Raw genomic sequence first — 19,331 nt, forward strand, 5'->3', positions numbered from 1 at the left:
ACGCTCCTTCTTTTTGTGTGATAAAATTTGTCCTCTTTTTTGCACACTATTTCTGTCCTTTTCCGCAATCCGTCTCCCTCTGACCACAGGATTCCCACAGCAAAAATCCCGACAGCTTGACATATACCTTTTTCATTTTTTATAATATAGACAGCTTTTACACCGGATACCCGTCCCCGCATTCAGGAGGTTGCCCAATGAATTCCCAATCATTGAATTCCCAATTATTAGACCGCATTGAAAAGAAAACCCTTCGTTTGCTTTTATCCATGGATTTTTCCAATATTGATACCGATGCTCTTACGTTAAGCATTGATATGAATTATAATCGAAGCACGGTCTCCCGCGCTTTAAATGTGCTGCATCGTTCCAGTTTTCTTATCAAAGTCCATGGCAGGCCCACCTACTATCTGGCCACAAAAACCATATGCGATTATTTTGGCATTTCCAATCTGCCTTCTGATATCGAAGATGCTTCCCATCTTCACAGCCTGCTAGCCTCCGAAGGAAAATCCTCTTCCAGAATCCCCTGCACGTCCTTTTCTCAGCTGATTGGCGGCGGGATAAATGAAAGTCTTTTTCTTGCTTCGGATGCGGCCATCCGTACCGCTATGTACCCGATTGGGCCACATTTTTATTCCATCTATGGGCCTCTGGGTACTGGCAAACAAAGTTTCTGCAACGCGCTGTTTGAACTGGAAAAAATACAGAATCATGCGACGGATCCTATCTGGATTGACATGAATTCTTCATCTGCCGAGCAGCAATTAGACGATTTTTTAAACACTCCTAAATGTGCCAGGGCGTGTCTTTGTTTCCTTCATACCGATCACGCCTCGCCCCAGTTTCTTTCCCGAACGTTGGCATGGCTCAATTCCCTGCGCCTTGATAACCCGCAACAGATTCGTGCCGTCGCATTCACCAGCGAATCGGAAAATACATCCAGCCGTCTGCTTTCCGATATTTACCCCACTCCCATTCAGATACGCCTGCCCTCTTTAAATGAGCGCACGGTAAAAGAACGAATTCTGTTTGTTCTAAGCGCGTTTCAGCAGCAGTGCAATCTTTTGGGAATCCATATTCATCTGGATAAGCCTTGTTTCCAATCTTTTTTAATTGCGGATTATCCCAAAAATCTCCGCTCGCTCAATGATGCAGTTCGCCAGACCTGCCAGAATGCTTATTACCGCAGCTATCCCTGCGGCCAGATTCTTTCTGTGCGCCTTCAGGATATTCCAGATTCTATCATGAATCATACCTATGAAATTGATGCTATTATCTCCACTCTTCGGAGTATTGAAACGAAAATACCTCTGAATCATTTCGATTTTAAGCCGCGTAAAACTTTGGATATCTATACTCGTCTCCGCAAAGAAAAACTGGATACAGACGGCCTGTTGCATCAAAACAAGCGTCATTTATCCAAGACGCAGCAATACGGCTCCGTCATTCAGCAGGTGGAGGGAGATATCGCCTACTGCAGAGATATTTATAAGACTTTGCAAAACACCCGCCCTTTTAAGATCATGATGCGCTCCCTGCTTCCCCTTGTATCATCTGATCTGTCCGAAACACTGGCAACGCAGCTCTACAGCGGTCTTGCCGGCCATCTTCTTACCATCATAGATGCTTTGGCCAATCATAGTTATACTTCTTCCTTTTCTTCCGACGAGAATTTTTCCGAGGAGGAGCTTTCGTCTGCGGAGCAAGCGATCATTCATCTGGTTGAAAACCAGTATTTTATTACTCTTCCTATCGTGGAAAAGCAATATATCCATCTTTATCTGCAAAATGCTGGAAATGCAGCCAAACACCGGGTTAAAATTGTTGTGCTTTGTGGATGGAACGAAATGATAGAGCTATACCGCCGATTTGCCAAAGAACTGCTTTTTGAAAATCAACCGATTTTTTTTCATTATAAGAGCAATACACTGGGACGCGAGCACGAATTGCAGATCCGAAATATCCTGGAAAAGATGTCCGGAATTCTGGAAAGGGATGAGTTTGTCATAATCAGCGATGAGATTCTAGACGAAGAATTCGTGCGTTCTGTCTATCAGAAATTTGGCAATAATATTCTTTTTATCAACCGCCTCTCACCAGACATTTTGCGCAAAGCGCTCTTCTATTTTGACGACCCGCTTGCGCCATTGTCCGGTTTCGGCCAAAGCCTTCCTTACCACGAGAGTTCCCCGCTTATTACAGAAAGCCGCATTGCTTCAAGGATCAAATCCCTGATCAGCGATTCCCTTGTCTTTCTGGACTGCAATAAAATATACGAAGCGCTTTACGACAGTTTACTGGAAATTCTGCAGCAGGCCCACATCGCATACAGTGATAATCTGGCTACCCGTTTTATTGTCCATTCCTCCTTTCTCATCGAACGGTGTATCCGCGGGCAATATCTTCCGTACAAGGAAGCCAAAAGCTATCTCCAGGCCAACGGGAAGCTGACGCGAATCGTCCTGGATGGCATGAAATCCATTCAAAATCGTTTTAATGTCGAAATCCCCGACACCGAATTGGCCTATCTGGTAGAGATGTTTACCGACTTCTTATAAGCGCTGCGGATGCTTCCCTCCTCGTCAAAAACAAATCTTAATCCCTCTTCCAGAATCTCAATATCTTCCCGCTCTTTCAACTGAGGAAGGTATGGATCGGATACCAGGATTTCGTTCAAGTGCAGGGTATCCTGAATATAGACCACTTTTACCTGATCGAAAGATGGTTTGGGCACGCAGCAAATCGCCATAGCGATGGCTTCCCGGTCTGAATTTACCAGCGCCGGCAATTTTACAGCGGCTAAAGCGCCTGAGGTAAATCCATTCGTATAGGTAGCGCCCCAGTCGATCTGTTCCGCCACTTTTATCGTCGTGATGTCCGCCCCGCCTAGTCCCGTTGCATTGCCGTGGGCGGCCTCTGTCAGGGAAAGAACCGTAATCAGACCAACCGGCACTTTGGGAACGATCGGTAAAGGTGTAATGGATCTCCCCGTAATATTAGGATCCATTCCGCCGCCGGAGATATCCTTGCCAATGCGCTCCACAACAAGAACGTCGATATCATCCACCAGAAATCGCGGCATGCTATCCCGGGCAATCAACAACAGTTCCTTTTCTCTTTCCAGAATCCGCTCTCTCGGAATCACCTCCGCAATCATGGTTTCGTCATATGCGTTTTCCACGATACCAATGGCGCACAGCACTGGATATGCCTGCAGCAATACCGGCCCCGCCTCCTCCAACGTATCCGCCAGACGATGATAGCCTCTTTGATGGAAAGCGGCCGCACCCTTATGTTTGCCCAGCCCTACGGTCATCATCTTTACCAGCCCGCTCTCATAGGGACCGCGAATGCTAGTATGGGGTTTTATTCTTCCACAGACAATCACATAATCCGCCTTCATGGCGGTTACGCTGCCGTAAAGCGGCATCCCATCCCGCAGACAGCCAACTTCCTGGACCTCCATGCTGGATACGATCGGCAGCCCTGTACTTTCTTCTGTAATGCCAAGCCTTCTCAGCATCTCAATCTGGCCCTCCGCCGTGCCGCCTCCATGGCTTCCCATGGCAGGAATTAGAAATGGCGCCGCGCCTTTTTCCTTTAGAACCAGTCCGACAGCCTGCAGAATATTAGGAAGATTGGCAATCCGTCTGCTCCCCACGGTGATTCCCACTCTTTTTCCGGCTAAGTCCGGCAGAGGCAACGCACGGAGGGATTTTGCAGCTGCCTCCCACGGATGCTCCAAACGCGGCGCATGAAACTTCTGACGAATGCGCACCATATGCGGTTCTATCCTATTTAAGTTTTTTGGTGTTGTATATTCTATTCTATCAAATTTCATTTTGTCCACCTTTTCCAGCTTTCAGAAAGGCGCATATGCCTTTGCATATGCGCCTCTATTCCCATCCGTCCAATCACTGATAACGAATCAAGGAAGAAAAATCCGCCAAGCGGCTTCCCTCATTCACATCGGCCGCACGGAGCAAAGAGTTGATTTTGTTCAGGCGCTCTCCTGATCTGGGCGCGCCATTCTTGGAAATGGGCCCTTGCAGCGCAAGCGCAATATCTGCGACCACATCGTCCACAGCGCCTCCGGCACGTCCGGAAGGAATCGCCATCAATCCCTTGGACTTGGCATAATGATATGTTTTCAGTGCTTCTGAAATTGTACCAACCTGATTGGGTTTTAAAATAAATCCATCGATGGCATTTAGAGAGATGGCATGTTCCAGACGCTCCAAATTGGTTACAATCAGGTCGTCCCCGATCAGATTGGTCCTAGTAATTTCCCTATGCGCCTGTGCAAAACCTTCCCAGTCATTTTCTCCCAACATATCTTCTACAAAAACCAGGGGGAATTTCTCCGTAAGAGCCTTTACACAGGAAATGATTTCCGTATTCGGCACTCTCTGTCCATGAAGCCAGTAAGTATTTGTCTCTTCCTCGTACATTTCACTGGACGCGCAGTCCAAGGCGAATGCATATTTTCCCGCAAAGCCGCACTGTTCTGCTGCTTGGCTCATCAGCTCTAAAACGACTTGGGGCTCTTCACTGGGCGCTCCCCAGCCATAAGAACCGCCTACCAACGGCTCCGCCCCTCCCAGATAAGCGCGGATTACCGTCTTCAGCTCCTGAAACACAGACACTCCCATGGACACCGCTTCTTCCACACAGGAAGCTCCGATTGGAACAAAGATAAACTCATTAAACGGCTGTATGATTTCCCCATTATGTCCGCCGTTTACTACATTAAATGTTGGCAACGGAATAATTTTCAGATTTTCTCCAGCCAAGTGGCGGTATACCGGCATCTGTTTTGCCGCCGCTGCTGCGCGCAGGCATGCCACAGATACGCTGTAAATGGTATTTCCCCCCAGTTTGGACTTGTTAGGGGTACCGTCCATCTCGATCATCTTTTGATCGATGGCTTCCTGATCTTCCACATCCATGCCAATCAGCGCTGGTCCGATGATCTCCTGAACGTTTTTTACTGCGGTATGTACACTCATTCCTTTATAATCCAGAGGGTCATTGTCCCTAAGGACAAAAGCTTCGTACATGCCGACAGAGGTTCCCGTGGGAGCAGAACCTCTTCCTACCGCTCCTCCTTCCGTATATACATCGACCTCCAACATCGGTCTGGTCTTACAGTCCAGGATCTGCCTGGCTGTAATCTTTTTTATTGTTGTATTCATGCTATTTCCTTTCCGCCAATACGCCTTCCGGCACGTAAAGAATATTGAAATCACAAACGTTCGTACCGGTGTTTCCAGTAAATACAGCTCCCCCGATCGCCTTCAGGGCTTCATGGGAAGCGTGACTCCTCATCACTTCCGGCCAGTGAATTCCCGCCGCCTCCAGAGCCGCCATTGTCTTTGAATCCGCAATTCCTCCGGCTGCCGGAGTCGTCCCGTCCGTCCCTTCTGAATCGATGGACAAGAAGCATGCGCCGGGAATCTTCTCCGCGGCTGCCGCAAAACCTAGAGCCATCTCATGGGAAGGGCCGCCGTGCCCTCGAATCACACGGTTATCCGTAATGGTCGTTACCACCTCGCCGGCGCAAAATACCAGGCAAGGCGCTTTTACCGGCTGACCATACTGCTGAATCTGGCGGGCAATGGCTGCCATAAAACGACCGGCATCCTCCGCTTCACCCTCTAGATAAGTGGTGAGAACGATGGCTGGAATCCCCATCTGCTCCGCTGCCTGCATAGCAAACACGCAGGAATCCGGCAAGGTATCAATCTGATAATAGGTATTTTGTGGAAATGCTTTCGGGGTTTCCCCTTCCGGCCCACAAGTTTTCAAATAGCGCGTCACCGACGCTGGAAGCCTGTCCTCCAAGGCATAATCCCGAATCACTCCTATCGCATCTTCCAGCGTAGTATGATCCGGCCCCATAGGCGTCGCCGAGAAATTTTCCCACGGAATCGAAATATCCTTTGTTGGCCCGTAAGCGACGGAATCACTGATATTAAATCCAACCAGCTCCGCTCTCTTGTCCGCGATCTTCTGGGCCATCCGCCCTCCATTCATGGCAGAGATATGTCTCCGTACAGCATTGATTTCCCGAATATTCGCACCGCTTTTTAGCAAAATATCCGTTGTCCGAGCTTCTTCCTCCAGGGTAATGCCCGGAAGGGGACACCCCATCAGAGCAGAACTGCCGCCGCTCATGACGCAAAAAAAGATGTCCTCTTCGTTGGCGCCGTCGATCATCTTTTGTACTTCCCGGCAGGCAGAAAGCCCCGCTTCATTGGGAACGGGATGTCCGCCCACATACACTCTCGTCTTTTTGAAATCGTCGGAATCTTCCGCAATCTTTACGATAGCGATCCCATCCGTCAGATATTCCCCCAGGACATGCTCTACCGCCATGGCCATCGCATTGCAGGCCTTTCCTGCCCCGATCAGATAGACGTTTCTTTTTTGCGCCAGATCCCAGCTTTTTGCGCCGATGGAAACCACGCTTCCCTCTCTTTTAAAAATGGATTCGATGCGTTTTTCGGCGTTCAGCATGCGCAACGTCCTCTCCGCCGCTTCCAAAATGATTTTCCGTGATTCCACATCACCGGCAGAAAGAAGTTCTTTTTTATTTCGAATTGCAGGCTCCATACCTTCCCTCCTTATGCCAGAGAAATACGGATGCCTTTTCGGCGGGTATATTCTTCCAGGGAATAGCTGCTGCCATCGGCTCCAATCCCGCTGTTCTTCCACCCGGCATGGGGATAGTTCGCACCAGTTCCGGGACCATTCACATTGACCACTCCGTACTCCAACCCCTTCACAATTCGATTGATCTCATAATAATTGGTTGCCCAGACGTACGACGCCAGACCGTATTCTGTATCATTCGCCAGGGCGATTGCTTCATCCAGATCGTCGTAGGGCATGATACACAAAATCGGCCCAAAAATTTCTTCTTTGTAGGCAAGCATCTCCCTGGTAACATTGGTCAGAATCGTAGGAAGGAAATAGTGCCCCTTCTTGTCCTTTGGCCTTTCTCCTCCGGCAAGTACGGACGCGCCTTTCTCCACGGCATCCGCCACGATCTGTTCCATACGTTTTACTGCGTCTTCACTGATCAAAGCGCCGACATTAGCGTCTTCGTCTCCCATTCCGCATACCGCGGTTTTCGCTTCCGCCACGCACAATTCTGTAAATTTCGAAAGGACATCCCGATGAACGAACGCTCTCTGTGGGGCCGTACAGGTCTGGCCCGCGCACCGCATTTTATTTCCCACTGTATGGGCTGCCGCTGCCTTCAGATCTGCCGTAGGAGTGACAATCACGGGAGCGTTTCCGCCCAGTTCCATGGAAAAACGTTTTACGGAGGTTGCGGAATCCCGTACCATCTTCAGTCCTCCCTGAGTGGAACCAATCATCGTCAGCATGGCGGGGATTTTGCTGGAAATCAAAGTATCGCTGATTTCTTTTGCATCTCCGGCGATCAGATTGATCACCCCTTTGGGGAAGCCGATGCGATCTAAAATAGTGCCAAAATACAAGGTGGACAGCGGTGTTTTCGTAGCCGGTTTAATCACGCAGGTACAGCCGGAGGCAAGAATGGGCCCCAGCTTTGTCGCTAGATTGTGCATTGGAAAATTCCATGCCAAGCAGGCGACGACCACGCCTACCGGTTCACGCACAACCGGATAACATCCCTTTCCGCCGCTGATATCCCTTAAAATGGTATCCTGATCACACTTTGCCTGCTCTAGAAAGTAGGTCAGGTAGTTGATCAGGCTGTCGATCTCAAAGGTATTGTGTCCATTCAATTTGCCGGACTCCCGCACCAGCAAGGTATGTAGATTTTCCCGCTCTTCTTCGATAGCATCTCTCAGCTTAAAGATCCATTCCCCGCGCTCCTCCAGCCTCATGGACGACCAGATGGGAAACGCCCGCTTGGCGGCTTCCAGCGCGGCGGTTGCCTGCGCCGCTCCGGCAAGCTTTACTTCTCCTACTTTTTCCAGGTTTCCGGGACAGATGATTGTCTCCAGGCGAGAGTCTCCTTCTACGAAGGCTCCATCAATGTATTGGCGATATTGCAGTTTTGAAAAATCCATCTCCGCTCCTTTCTCAGCCTTTGAAAATCTGGACTGTCTTTAGCTCTTCCTCCGTCATACCATAATCGCGAACAGCGCTTTCCGGAGTGATATAGCCCTCTTCCAGATCTTCGATTACCAACGCGCGGTCACGTTCCAGTGGATTGCCATATCCGCCGGCTCCAGGCATCTGGCAGCGCAGAATGCCTCCGCTGCGTAAAGGCGTGCCGGATTTTTTCGAATCGATTACCGCTGCTTCTTCCGTATCCGGATAGATAGTAATTACGCCCGGCGTTCCCGGTTTTCCGCCATGCAGCCCCCACGGCGGAGTCTTTTGCCGATCCGCTTTTAATGTAAAATGGCTGTCATGATCCAGAACGCGGATATCTTTGCGCATGGCCAGACCCCCGCGATATTTTCCAGGGCCTCCGGAATCCGGTACAAGCGTATAACTCTCCGTCATATAGGGAAATTCAATTTCCATACTCTCAATCGGGAGATTTGAGGTGTTTGTCATATGCGTCTGGACACAATTCAACCCATCCTTACAGAAACGTGCGCCGGAACCTCCGCCAAATGTTTCCATGTAAACATACAGCTCGCCTGTCTTGGGATCATTTCCGCTGAAATATACGCCTGTAATCGAGCTGTTACAGCCAGCAATTACCCGTTCCGGAACGATCTGCGCCATTGCGCCAAATACCAAATCTGCCGTGCGCTGTGCTGTGTCGCTTCGTCCCGCGCACGCGGCCGGCTCCGTGCAGCCAAGGATACAGCCTGGGCGGGTTTTAATCTCAATGGCGCGATAATAGCCTCCATTGGGCAGAAGCGTCGGATCCACAATACTGCGCAGGCTATAATACACAACTGCCTGAAGGCCGGACAACGGCAGGTTGATTGCTCCGTTTACCTGATCCGGATTGTCCGTGAAGTCCAGCACAATATCCCGGTCGCGGACCTCCAGCGTCACGCGCAATTCAACCGGCGGTCCGCCGACGCCGTCGGAATCCATATAATCGTGAAAGGAAACGAGCCCATTCGGGATTTTTTCCACAGCAAGCCGGAATTTTCTCTCGGTATAATCCAGCAATTCTTCCATACAAGAGGTAACGGTATCATATCCATATCGCTGGCATACGTCTTCCACCCGGTGAACGCCTTTTCTGTTGCATGCAAACTGAGCGTTCAAATCTCCACGGCGGATATGATTTACCCGGCAGTTCAGTAAGATTAAATTTAATACGTCCTTATTGAGTTCTCCCTGGCAAAAGATTTTCACAGGTGGAATCCGAATCCCCTCTGCATAAATAGAATCGGAGTCCGCCGCGTTGGATCCGGGGACGCGGCCGCCGACATCGTTGTGATGCGCAATACTGGCAACCCAGGCTACAATTTTATTGTCCCAGAAAACAGGAGACGCCACTGCAATATCCGGCAGATGGGTTCCTCCTCCGTTATAGGGATCATTGGCAATAAACATATCGCCCGGCAAAATTTCATTGTCCTCAAAGTATTCATGGATCTTACCGATTAAAGACAGCATCGAGCCCAGGTGCATTGGAATATGCTCCGCCTGTGCAATCGTATTGCCAAACCGGTCAAACAGAGCGCAGGAGCAGTCTTTCCGCTCTTTAATATTCGTCGAGTAGGCTGACTTCACCAGTACTGCGCCCATCTCTTCGGCAATAGACATAAATGTATTGCCGATTACCTCCAGCAAAATAGCGTCTACTTTCATGATTATTTCCCCTCCTTAGTCTCCAAAGGCATTTACAACCAGGTTTCCGTAAACATCCACTTTAAACCATGTGTTGGGCGGAATGACGATGGTAGAATCCATCTGTTCCACAATACACGGTCCATCCACCCGATCGCAGCGGCCAAATTTAGCGCGGTCATAGACAGGACAATCCGTCAATCCTGTCTCCGGGAAATAAACCGGACGGCGGGAGATTTCCGCCTCTCTGGGATGCTCCATCGTCTCTGTCAGTTCCGCCAACTTTGGCTTCTGTACCTGGCCGATTGCTTCACAGCGGAAATTTACAAACTGAATCGGAGCATTGGGATTATAGTAACCATAAGTCATTTCGTGAGACCGGAAAAAATCTTGTTTCATCTGTTCCAAATCTTCCTGTGTAATCTCACCGGCGGGAATTTCTACCTGAAGTTCATAGTTCTGGCCAATATAACGCATCTCCGCCATGTTGTGGAAACATCTCCGCTCCGCCGGTACTTTTTCGGATTCCAACCAACGATGTCCCTGTTCCATCAACGGAATCAAAGCTTCGTTGATTTTCTCTGGAGTCGCCTCATCATAAGGCATCAACGCCGTCTTTACATAATTCTTCTTAATGTCCGCTGTCAGCAGCCCTAACGCGCATAACGCTCCCGGAGCCGGAGGAATCAGCACGTTGCGAATTCCCATATCCTGCGCCAAATGCACTGCATGCAGAGGCCCCGCGCCGCCATATGCCACCAGAGCAAAATCCGTGGGGTTATGGCCCTTTTCCACGGTGATAACCCGGATGGCTCTTACCATATTGGAATTTACAACGCTGATGATGCCCTGAGCAGCCTCCTCCACAGAGATTCCCAGCGGGTCTGCTATTTTTTCCTTCATGGCGGCCCTTGACAGCTCGGCGTCGATTTTCAAGCGTCCTCCCAGAACATAATGAGGGTTGATACGCCCAAGAACCAGGTTTGCGTCCGTAACAACCGGCTGATCATTTCCCAGGCCATAGGCAACCGGCCCTGGATTTGCTCCGGCGCTTTCTGGGCCCACCTTCAGCGCGCCCGCATTGTCAATATGGGCAATGGAGCCTCCGCCGGCGCCTACTGCATGAACGTCAATCATGGGAACGCCCGAAGGCAAACCGCACACTTTTCTCTTTGTTGTATATTCGGCGATTCCATTTCTGACCATGGATACATCGGTACTGGTACCGCCCATATCGTAGGTGATGATATCCTTAAATCCTGCTGCCGACGCCACATAAATCGCACCCATCACACCGGCGCTGGGACCGGAAAGCGCCGTCTGGACCGGGGTCTCTACTGTGGAACTGATCGACATGACGCCGCCGTTGGATTGCGTGATATAAGGTTCTACCGTTACGCCAATTCCCCGGATTCTTTCTTTCAGGTTATTGATATACATCTTCATGCGCGGTCCAAGGTAAGAATTGATTACCGTCGTACTGAGACGTTCAAATTCACGAAATTCCGGAAGAATGGTAGATGAAATGGAATAGTACACTTCCGGCCATACTTCCTGAATACACTCTTCTACAATCTTTTCATTTTCTGCATTCATAAAGGAGAACAGAAAACACACGGCAATCGATTCCACGCCTTCCTCTTTCAGTTTTTTTAAGAGAGGAATGATTTCTTCTTTCTTTGCTCCTTTTAGAACAGAGCCGTCTGCCATCGTTCTCTCGTCCACCTCCGTACGAAGAGCTCTTCGCACGAGAGTTTCCGGCTTATTTTCCATGATGTTATAAAGGGACGGACGCGTCTGACGGCCAATTTCCAGGATATCCCGAAAGCCTTTTGTCGTAATCAGAGCCGTTTTAGCCCCTTTTCTCTCGATGATCATATTTGTAGCAACCGTAGTCCCGTGACCAAAATATTCGATTTCAGCCACCGGAACTCCGTATAATTCCAAAGTTTCTTTCGTTCCATTTGCAATTGCAACCGATTGGTCTTGCAGTGTTGAAGACAACTTGTACGTGTAGTATTTTCCTGTCTCTGAATTTAGAAGTGTGACATCTGTAAATGTGCCGCCGACATCAATGCCGATTCGATACATTTGATTGTCCCCCTTTCGTTTTGTTTTTCAGTAAAATACTATAAATTGTCTCAGAAAAAGTCAAAAAAACGGCATCTCTGCCGTTTTCCTGTGAGTGTGAGCCTTTCCCTCTATTTTTTTGTCTATTCTGCTCCGTCCGCTCTGGCAAAAGTGAAATGTGTGCTCGTCCTATCCGTACTTTTTTCCGCCTTACCGGGAATCTTTTCGGTATTTCTTATTGTGTGCCTTCCCATCCCTGTTAACTTGCACGAAAAAGTCCGGCGCATGGCAAGTTTCAAAGGTAAAAACCCAGTTTCTACCTTCAATTGACAAGGGCAAAGCCACTTTTTGACTTTGCCCTTTCTTTGTATGATTAGCTCATCGATTAAAATTTGTTATAAACGACCAATTCCTCCGCCGGTCTAAATTTTGTGTGCATGGAGGAAGGTTTTGACTCCGGCGCTGGATAGCCCATGACCAACAAAGCCACCGGTTCTATGTGATCCGGCATGTCAAATTCACGTTTCGCCGCATCTGGATTAAAATTCATTACCCATGTCGTACCGATTCCAAGTTCCTCTGCTTCCAGCATCATATGTGTCGTTACAATGCTCGCGTCTATATCTCCGCTATCTTTTCCATCGTAACTCCGCACCCAACATTCCTTTTTATCATAACAAATCCATATGGCTGTGGGAGCGTCAAAGTGACATTCCGTACACTTCCTTACTTTCCTCATACCCTCTTCACTATTAACCACCAAAATTCGCTGTGGTTGGCGGTTACACGCCGTCGGCGCAAGATGGCTTGCCTGCAAGATCTTATCGATCTGTTCCTGCTCCACAGGTTTATCCGTAAATTTACGTACCGAATAACGCCTTTCCGCTAAGTCCAAGAAATCCATACCCATCATTATGTCCTCCTTGTGTTTTACCTAATTCTGTCTTTTAGGCTACCTTCTTTTTTCTATTTTAACATACGAAACAAATTTATTCTACTTACTTTCATCTTTCCATTTTAGGGAAAACATAGCTCTCTTAAAATTAGCTGCACACTATCTGGTATTTTAATCAACTTTTCTAACAAATGATATGTCCGACTATAAAAAATGACGATCGAAGAAGCATTTCAATCTATTCTCCCGCAGGAGCGACGAAGCGGAGGTTCCGGCGCACGTTTCTGTAAGGATGGACTATTTCAATCCACTCTCCCGCAGGATCGACGAAAGCTTACCGGTATTATATGGACGCATTCCGATTTCAATCCACGCGCCCTCCACGGGGGCGACCCGGCTTATATTTCATGGTTTCAATCAGCTTCTGATTTCAATCCACGCCCCCTCCACGGGGGCGACGTGATAATGATTATTCAGGGGAAAACTTTTCCCTTTATTTCAATCCACGCCCCCTCCACGGGGGCGACCCAAATCCTCTACTTCCATTCCTTCCCCCGCTAATTTCAATCCACGCCCCCTCCACGGGGGCGACAGTACAAAAAAGCAGTCGAGAGGGAAAATAAATATTTCAATCCACGCCCCCTCCACGGGGGCGACGTGGAAAAAATATCGTGATATTAGTATAACGCCAAATTTCAATCCACGCCCCCTCCACGGGGGCGACCTAAAAGACAGCTATGAGAAAGCCGGAAAAGATATTTCAATCCACGCCCCCTCCACGGGGGCGACCAATCCTCCTAATCTGCCTGTCAAGTTTCTGCTATTTCAATCCACGCCCCCTCCACGGGGGCGACGGTATCTCCACGGCAGATGATAAGTGGACAAAAAAGATTTCAATCCACGCCCCCTCCACGGGGGCGACTGCAAAAACAGGCGCAATAGTACAATAATAACTGTCTTTTCAAAACTATTTTACCACATATCCTGTTTTCGCTCTATGTATTACAAATTTAACTACTTCTCTCTTATCTCTACCCATACTTTTCAAGGTGCGAACCTCTCAGCTTTTTATGATAGCTTCCCCTTCGCACAAGACATATCACTTATTTTCATACAATTCAAATCATCAATGTTCCCTCTGGTTTATACCCCTCCTTTACGCCAAAGTGTTCAATCTTGGTTTCGTACCGTTTTCCCAAATAGTAAAACCGTAAGCTATCTTTTTCCTTGTCCATGATCTCCAGCAATTTGCTTTGAAGCACCTTGCATTGTGCAGCGTCCAAAAGACATTCAAAGACAGAATTCTGCACTCTTTGTCCATAGTTCACACACTGCTTTGCAATCCTCCGCAAACGCCCTTTTCCCGCATTGTCTTCCGTATTCACATCATAAGTAATCAATACCAGCATATCATTTCCACAGGAACGGAGGGTATCCGTCCAAATCCTCCCTCAAATAGCGCGCTAACAAAAGCGCCTGTACATGCGGAACCAACCCCCAGGGGATTTTTTCCTTTAAATATGGATGGGTAATCGTATCTCTTTTTCGCTCCTGCCAAGCAGATAAAAATACTTTTCGTCCATCTTCGTTTAAAAGAACGCTTCCGTTTTCCTGCCATGTAAAATGTGCTTTCTTCACGACACGGTTATTGATTTGCGTCAGCACAAAGCGATCAGCAAAAGCTCCCCTCAGTTCTTCCATCAAATCTAACGCCAAGGATGTACGCCCTGGCCGGTCACAGTGGAGAAACCCGACATAAGAATCCAGCCCCACAGCTTCCAACGCAGACGCACAATCAGCGGCCAAAAGGGAATACGCAAAGGACAACATGGCATTGACCGGGTCCCTTGGAGGACGACGATTTCTTCCTTGGAAGGCAAAATCCGCCTTTTGGTTTAAAATCATTTGGTCGAAGACATGAAAATATACCTCTGCCGTCTTCCCCTCGATCCCTCGAAGACTTTCCAAATTTTTTGCCGCCAGTATCTCTGGCAAGGAATCGGATAGACCTACCGATGCTTTCCGCAGCTTTTCTTCCTCTACCCGCAATCCATGGTCTCGCAACGTCCGCTCGATACTCCAACGACAATTATATACTTTGCCAAAAATAAAGTATCGAGCAATTGCACAGCAATCTTCCTCCCGATCTGCCAGACGATACTGTTTTCTTCGCAGCAATACATTGCCCTGGCTTGCCCCATTAACCCTAGCCCAAAACCGCCCCCTTGGACTCAGGAAGCAGAGATTAACGCCTCTCTTCCCACAGGCTCCCATAAAGGCGGGACTAGCGCCTGCATAAGAAAACGAATAAATTCCTTCTAACGTATGTAGGGGAAAACGCCCCATCACCTTCTCGCCTTGGTTCACTACCACATTTTCTCCATCCAAAGTCAAATAGGCATCTTCCGTCATCACAAACAGCGTATTCAGCAAAGTCTTCAATCTTCTTCCTCCCTTACTGCACGGTTCAAGTAATCCTGAACCGAAGGAGTCTTTTCTAACTGCGGCAGGCAAACTGCTTTCAGGGAACAGGCATTGCAGCTTTTGGTTCGTTTGCTTTTTGGCGTATATCCCCGACGGAAAAAATCGTGCATTTCTCGAAACATCTCCTCTACCTGCATGCGCAAAGGTTCCGACAACTCCACTCTCTCCCGCCGGCGATTCTCACCATAAAATAAACTTCCCTCTGGAATTGAACACAGCAGCATTTCTTCCAGACACATGGCCTGTGCACAAAGTTGAAGGCGATCCGCATCCTCTGCTTTTGGCATCCCCTTTTTATACTCTACCGGATATGGCTTCCAACATCCATCCCAGCCTCGAAGCGTCACTCCGTCTGGATCCTGATGAAACTCTACTACATCGCAAACTCCAGTCACCCCCATTCTTCTGGAGGCCACTTTCATTCCACGGGTAATTAACAGATTCCCCCTCTTTTCCGTCAGCTCTTCTTCGTGGGCACGCTTATGAAAAAGCGCGCCTTCCACGGTTCGGAGATTCTCTTCCCACAAATTTTCAATATGAATCAGCGCCCATTGCCGACGGCAAAAAGCAAAATGCTGTACTCCGGAAATCATCAGGTACTCGTCTTCTTCCATGCCGCTTTCCCTCCGCCTTTATGACCGGCGGATGCAGGTCACTCCATCCGGAATTTGCTCTTGTCGTACTGTCACTTCATAGTCGCTGTAACGGCGGGCCGGCATATCCGGATTCTTCCGTTCAATTGTCACCGCATCAAATAATTTATACGCAGGCGCATTTCCCATCTCACTGTCATGCCGGAAGATAATTAACTCACGAACGGACATTTTTCCGCGGGCAGCCGAATGGTCATGCTCAAACATATTTAAAATCGCCGTCCACAAAAGCTCCAAATCCTCTTCTGTAAAACCGGTCACTTTCCTTGCCAGATTCGCGGAAACATAACCCTCCGCCCGATACAGTCCATAGGGAATAATATACTTCCTTCCCATCTCCGTTCCTTTTTTCTCTGCGTCTGCTTCCGTTGTGATAGCGACACGGGTAATGGTTACCTCCTGGGGCATCACCGGTTCCACCGAACGGGCAAATCCCAATTGTACCGGCCCGCGGACCTGCCCACAATTCAAGGCCGCTTTCACAAAAGTAGTCATCACAGCTCCGAAAGTACGTATATCATAAAAATTGCTGCACATAAAGTCCCGAATCTTACGATCAACATCCGGATCTTTCTTCTTTTTATCCTTGATGGTCTTATCATCCACTTCCAATTCCCGATAAGCTTCGGCATCGCTGCGATTCAGCGGAACACCGTCTTTAATATAAATCCGGTACCCCATCTGATCTTCCTTTACGGTCTCTACATAATTCCGGATTTTTCTCTTCAGGCATACGTCCGTGACTAAACCAACACCCGTTTCCGGATCAAAACGAGGCATATTTCCAGCGTCCGGATCACCATTGGGATTTCCATTTTCCACATCAAAGAGAATCACAAACTCATACCGATTTTTAATCACTTCTGCCATTTTACTTCTCCTCCTTTTTCGTATAACGTTCCTGCGTCTGATGGTAATAACCTAAAAGAAAATCGCCCTGCTCTTCCAGTGTAACATGTATGGGAAATTGTTTTACCCTTCCCAGAAGATCTAAAAGTTGGTTATTGAAAAATATGTACGTGCTTACTCTGGTTCGAATTTTTTTCAAATGGCTATCCGCCAATTTTAGCAGCACTGGGTAGATCTTTGCCGGCGTCTCACAGGCTGAGCTAAAATATTTGTCGCGAATCGTCGCATTAATTCCGGGATTTGCTTCCTGCTGTATCGCCTCCAGCACAGAAAACAGCCGCCCCAATACGTACGATGTATCCGTCCTTTCTGTATTTAATCCCACCATATTCACCCCCTGATATTTTTCCTCGTAGTTTTTCAGCAAAAATGCTTTGATAATCGCCGCTTTTCCCCGGTTGATCTGACGTTCCGCACGGATGCGCAGCATTGTGTTCATATACAATGTCGTTGGATATCTCGTTCCGCTGAGAATGGACCGCATCAGCTCTCCCGCCATTTCCGGGGACGGCGTCTTCTCCCTAGCATTAGGATTTACCGTCTCCATCAGCAAACGATTGAGCGAAATATCTTTCCAGCGATCCCAGGAAGGCCGAACAATCTCCAATCGCTCGTAATGCGCCTTTAAATGCTTTGCTAAGGTCTGAAAATCGCTTTGCAGGAAAAATCTCACCGAAGCCCTCGCTGCATTGGGAGCCAAGCCCAAAATATAATAGCGGTTGGACGGCTCCACCATAATTCCATTCCAGTCAATGGGAAGTCCCCCCGCCAAACGGGACAGCAATCCAGTCAACTCGGTTTCTGTCATCGGCGTGTTCTCCCCCGATCCAGCAAACAGACCGGCAAACAAATCTTGTTTTCCTTCGTCGCCATCCTCTGCCCAGGAAACCACCGTAGCGTCTCCTATGATCTGGGTCCGTTCCGGCTGAGAGAGCAGGTAATTCAGCGCGGCCCCATAGGCAAAAGCAGCATATTCGCTGACTGGTGCATTCAATCCCTGCTCCTTTCCATAAGACTCATAGGACGGCGCGTTAAAGGAAATGAGAGATGCACCGACAGACTGCGCGCCTCGGACGCCTTTTAAATTCGGATGCAAACGCGCCACAGGCGCTCTCTTTCCCGTGACCAGACAAGGCATTTCGACCTGATCGCCCTCCCCGCCGTCATAATACCTCTGCCAGGCCTCCTGAATCTCTGTATCTTCACTGGCCAATGTCAAATCCATCTGAAAAGTCAGATTGGCATTGTCCTGAATCTCGTCCCAAACTTCTGCAAGTTCCGGATGTTGAGCCGCCTGCTCCGGATCCCAGGTCCGAAAAAAAGCGAGAATGCCTTTTGCCATCGGACTATCCGCCTCCGCCAGGATCTTCTCGTGAAAAGCCCTGCTTGCCGCAAAGCATTCCCGCGTCCGTTCTGGTTTTCCCTTTTGATCAATCCCCAATATATAGCTGGAATTGTCACAGAGAAAATTAGGGGTAATTCCCACAGACCGTTTAAAGGGAGCCGGAAGATTCATTTCCCGTGGAATCCACACCTGCTTTTTCCCACGCATGACTTCCTGTTTATAGGGAAGTACTTGCAGAAGCTTCCCTTCCTCATCGATCCGAAGCGCGTAGGAAACTTTCACAGCGTTCCATCCTGGCCGGGCCAATACGCCCTTTGCCACCAAAGCCTCATAATATTTTACCAGCGCCTGCAAAATCATCTAACCACCTCACAGTCTCTGACATCCAGCACCCCTTTTTCCAGCGTTGCCCGGAAAAACATCGGCTGAATATTCTCCGGATCGCGATAGTCCAGATCATACAGCATGTACCCCAACTCCCGATCAGAATCCGGATATGCCGTCAAAATCTCCTCTCCTTCGTACAGGCGAAAACGAGCTGGAAACTCCCGGCATCCTAAGTATGGCGTATGATAACATTGTCCTCTTTTTAAACGCCGTTTGATAATATCCTGAAATTTTCCTGGGTTATCGCTGGCATTTGCCTGATCGGTCATCTCAAAATGGGCTTCAATAATATAATGAACATCCTTTAACACCATCGACGCCCGCTGCTGGATATCATCCGAGGTTGCAATGTACAGCATCCCCGCCCCCCGATTCATCACCGCCTGGACATTCCGAGCAGAAATCTTGGATTTTACCTCATTTCGCCGGATGTTGGTGAACTGAATCGGGCTGAGAACGTAGATCCGGTCAATCCGCCAGGTAAGGCCGGGGTGCCAGTACACAGCTTCCAGAATCCCTCTCGCAGCACTGGGAGTCATACAGTCATAACTTACTCGTTCCGCCTTCATTTCCGGCCGGGAATAGCAGGCATAATCGCCCCACACCTCTACTCGTACACTCATCCAATCACTTCCCTTCTTCTGTATCTATATTTTCATCCTTATCATAGCAGTGGCAATAGCGGGAGTTATTTTTTCCTATCACCACTGCTATGTAGGGACAGATTACATTTCTCTGCACCTGCACTTATAGTAGCATAATTCTAGCTTTTTAGCAAGCATTATTTTTAAACCTTTTATTTTTCATTACACGAATATTTTTA

The 19,331-nt window shown here is 48.5% G+C and carries 14 protein-coding genes and 1 CRISPR repeat array; of the genes, 1 reads left to right on the plus strand and 13 read right to left on the minus strand.

Going from position 1 to position 19,331, the window contains the following annotated elements; all coding sequences use genetic code 11:
- The first annotated feature begins 197 nt into the window (after nucleotides 1-197).
- Nucleotides 198-2,561 carry a PRD domain-containing protein gene (locus tag ACCC71_RS11735; protein WP_434309809.1) on the plus strand — a complete coding sequence of 788 codons (2,364 nt, stop codon included), beginning with the start codon at nucleotides 198-200 and terminating at the stop codon, nucleotides 2,559-2,561.
- Here the strand turns inward: ACCC71_RS11735 and ACCC71_RS11740 are convergent.
- The 13 genes from ACCC71_RS11740 to cas5c all read right to left on the minus strand — a co-directional run bounded on the left by ACCC71_RS11740 (nucleotide 2,528) and on the right by cas5c (nucleotide 19,131).
- On the minus strand, nucleotides 2,528-3,844 hold the full coding sequence (locus ACCC71_RS11740) for a hypothetical protein (protein WP_434309810.1): 1,317 nt from the start codon (nucleotides 3,842-3,844) through the stop codon (nucleotides 2,528-2,530). The genes ACCC71_RS11735 and ACCC71_RS11740 overlap by 34 nt on opposite strands.
- A gap of 73 nt (nucleotides 3,845-3,917) precedes the next feature.
- Entirely contained in the window at nucleotides 3,918-5,198 is a 1,281-nt protein-coding gene (gene eno, locus ACCC71_RS11745) for a phosphopyruvate hydratase (RefSeq protein WP_434309811.1), read from the minus strand.
- A 1-nt stretch (nucleotide 5,199) separates the two neighbouring features.
- Complete coding sequence (locus ACCC71_RS11750) at nucleotides 5,200-6,618, minus strand: glycerate kinase type-2 family protein (protein ID WP_434309812.1); 1,419 nt, start codon at nucleotides 6,616-6,618, stop codon at nucleotides 5,200-5,202.
- Nucleotides 6,619-6,629: 11 nt separating this feature from the next.
- Entirely contained in the window at nucleotides 6,630-8,069 is a 1,440-nt protein-coding gene (locus ACCC71_RS11755; protein ID WP_434309813.1) for an aldehyde dehydrogenase family protein, read from the minus strand.
- 13 nt (nucleotides 8,070-8,082) lie between these two features.
- Nucleotides 8,083-9,786 carry a hydantoinase B/oxoprolinase family protein gene (locus ACCC71_RS11760; protein WP_434309814.1) on the minus strand — a complete coding sequence of 568 codons (1,704 nt, stop codon included), beginning with the start codon at nucleotides 9,784-9,786 and terminating at the stop codon, nucleotides 8,083-8,085.
- Between the two features lie 15 nt (nucleotides 9,787-9,801).
- Entirely contained in the window at nucleotides 9,802-11,856 is a 2,055-nt protein-coding gene (locus ACCC71_RS11765) for a hydantoinase/oxoprolinase family protein (RefSeq protein ID WP_434309815.1), read from the minus strand.
- 364 nt (nucleotides 11,857-12,220) lie between these two features.
- Nucleotides 12,221-12,748: a nitroreductase family protein gene (locus ACCC71_RS11770; protein ID WP_434309816.1), complete on the minus strand. Its 528-nt coding sequence runs from the start codon at nucleotides 12,746-12,748 to the stop codon at nucleotides 12,221-12,223.
- 343 nt (nucleotides 12,749-13,091) lie between these two features.
- Nucleotides 13,092-13,652: a CRISPR direct-repeat array (repeat unit 32 nt; unit sequence ATTTCAATCCACGCCCCCTCCACGGGGGCGAC).
- A gap of 196 nt (nucleotides 13,653-13,848) precedes the next feature.
- Nucleotides 13,849-14,139, minus strand: coding sequence for a CRISPR-associated endonuclease Cas2 (gene cas2 / locus ACCC71_RS11775; RefSeq protein ID WP_434309817.1), 291 nt, complete (start codon nucleotides 14,137-14,139; stop codon nucleotides 13,849-13,851).
- 1 nt (nucleotide 14,140) lies between these two features.
- Nucleotides 14,141-15,172, minus strand: a complete 1,032-nt coding sequence (cas1c, locus tag ACCC71_RS11780) for a type I-C CRISPR-associated endonuclease Cas1c (protein ID WP_434309818.1) — start codon at nucleotides 15,170-15,172, stop codon at nucleotides 14,141-14,143.
- A complete protein-coding gene (gene cas4, locus ACCC71_RS11785; RefSeq protein ID WP_434309819.1) occupies nucleotides 15,169-15,828 on the minus strand; it encodes a CRISPR-associated protein Cas4 in 660 nt (219 codons plus the stop codon). The genes cas1c and cas4 overlap by 4 nt, the downstream gene beginning before the upstream one ends.
- Nucleotides 15,829-15,846: 18 nt before the next feature.
- A complete protein-coding gene (cas7c, locus tag ACCC71_RS11790; protein ID WP_434309820.1) occupies nucleotides 15,847-16,737 on the minus strand; it encodes a type I-C CRISPR-associated protein Cas7/Csd2 in 891 nt (296 codons plus the stop codon).
- A 1-nt stretch (nucleotide 16,738) separates the two neighbouring features.
- A complete protein-coding gene (gene cas8c, locus ACCC71_RS11795; protein WP_434309821.1) occupies nucleotides 16,739-18,481 on the minus strand; it encodes a type I-C CRISPR-associated protein Cas8c/Csd1 in 1,743 nt (580 codons plus the stop codon).
- Nucleotides 18,478-19,131 carry a type I-C CRISPR-associated protein Cas5c gene (cas5c, locus tag ACCC71_RS11800; RefSeq protein ID WP_434309822.1) on the minus strand — a complete coding sequence of 218 codons (654 nt, stop codon included), beginning with the start codon at nucleotides 19,129-19,131 and terminating at the stop codon, nucleotides 18,478-18,480. The genes cas8c and cas5c overlap by 4 nt, the downstream gene beginning before the upstream one ends.
- Nucleotides 19,132-19,331: the final 200 nt, after the last annotated feature.

Origin of the sequence: Hominifimenecus sp. rT4P-3, assembly GCF_051055405.1 — a bacterium.
GTDB lineage: Bacteria > Bacillota > Clostridia > Lachnospirales > Lachnospiraceae > Pseudolachnospira.

Excerpts from the sequence above, each read along its gene's own strand:
- ACCC71_RS11735 (WP_434309809.1), top strand. The coding sequence starts at position 198 with ATGAATTCCCAATCATTGAATTCCCAATTATTAGACCGCATTGAAAAG.
- cas7c (WP_434309820.1), bottom strand. The coding sequence starts at position 16,737 with ATGGCAGAAGTGATTAAAAATCGGTATGAGTTTGTGATTCTCTTTGAT.
- ACCC71_RS11760 (WP_434309814.1), bottom strand. The coding sequence starts at position 9,786 with ATGAAAGTAGACGCTATTTTGCTGGAGGTAATCGGCAATACATTTATG.
- ACCC71_RS11740 (WP_434309810.1), bottom strand. The coding sequence starts at position 3,844 with ATGAAATTTGATAGAATAGAATATACAACACCAAAAAACTTAAATAGG.
- ACCC71_RS11750 (WP_434309812.1), bottom strand. The coding sequence starts at position 6,618 with ATGGAGCCTGCAATTCGAAATAAAAAAGAACTTCTTTCTGCCGGTGAT.
- ACCC71_RS11755 (WP_434309813.1), bottom strand. The coding sequence starts at position 8,069 with ATGGATTTTTCAAAACTGCAATATCGCCAATACATTGATGGAGCCTTC.
- ACCC71_RS11765 (WP_434309815.1), bottom strand. The coding sequence starts at position 11,856 with ATGTATCGAATCGGCATTGATGTCGGCGGCACATTTACAGATGTCACA.
- cas5c (WP_434309822.1), bottom strand. The coding sequence starts at position 19,131 with ATGAGTGTACGAGTAGAGGTGTGGGGCGATTATGCCTGCTATTCCCGG.
- cas4 (WP_434309819.1), bottom strand. The coding sequence starts at position 15,828 with ATGGAAGAAGACGAGTACCTGATGATTTCCGGAGTACAGCATTTTGCT.
- eno (WP_434309811.1), bottom strand. The coding sequence starts at position 5,198 with ATGAATACAACAATAAAAAAGATTACAGCCAGGCAGATCCTGGACTGT.
- ACCC71_RS11770 (WP_434309816.1), bottom strand. The coding sequence starts at position 12,748 with ATGATGGGTATGGATTTCTTGGACTTAGCGGAAAGGCGTTATTCGGTA.
- cas8c (WP_434309821.1), bottom strand. The coding sequence starts at position 18,481 with ATGATTTTGCAGGCGCTGGTAAAATATTATGAGGCTTTGGTGGCAAAG.
- cas2 (WP_434309817.1), bottom strand. The coding sequence starts at position 14,139 with ATGCTGGTATTGATTACTTATGATGTGAATACGGAAGACAATGCGGGA.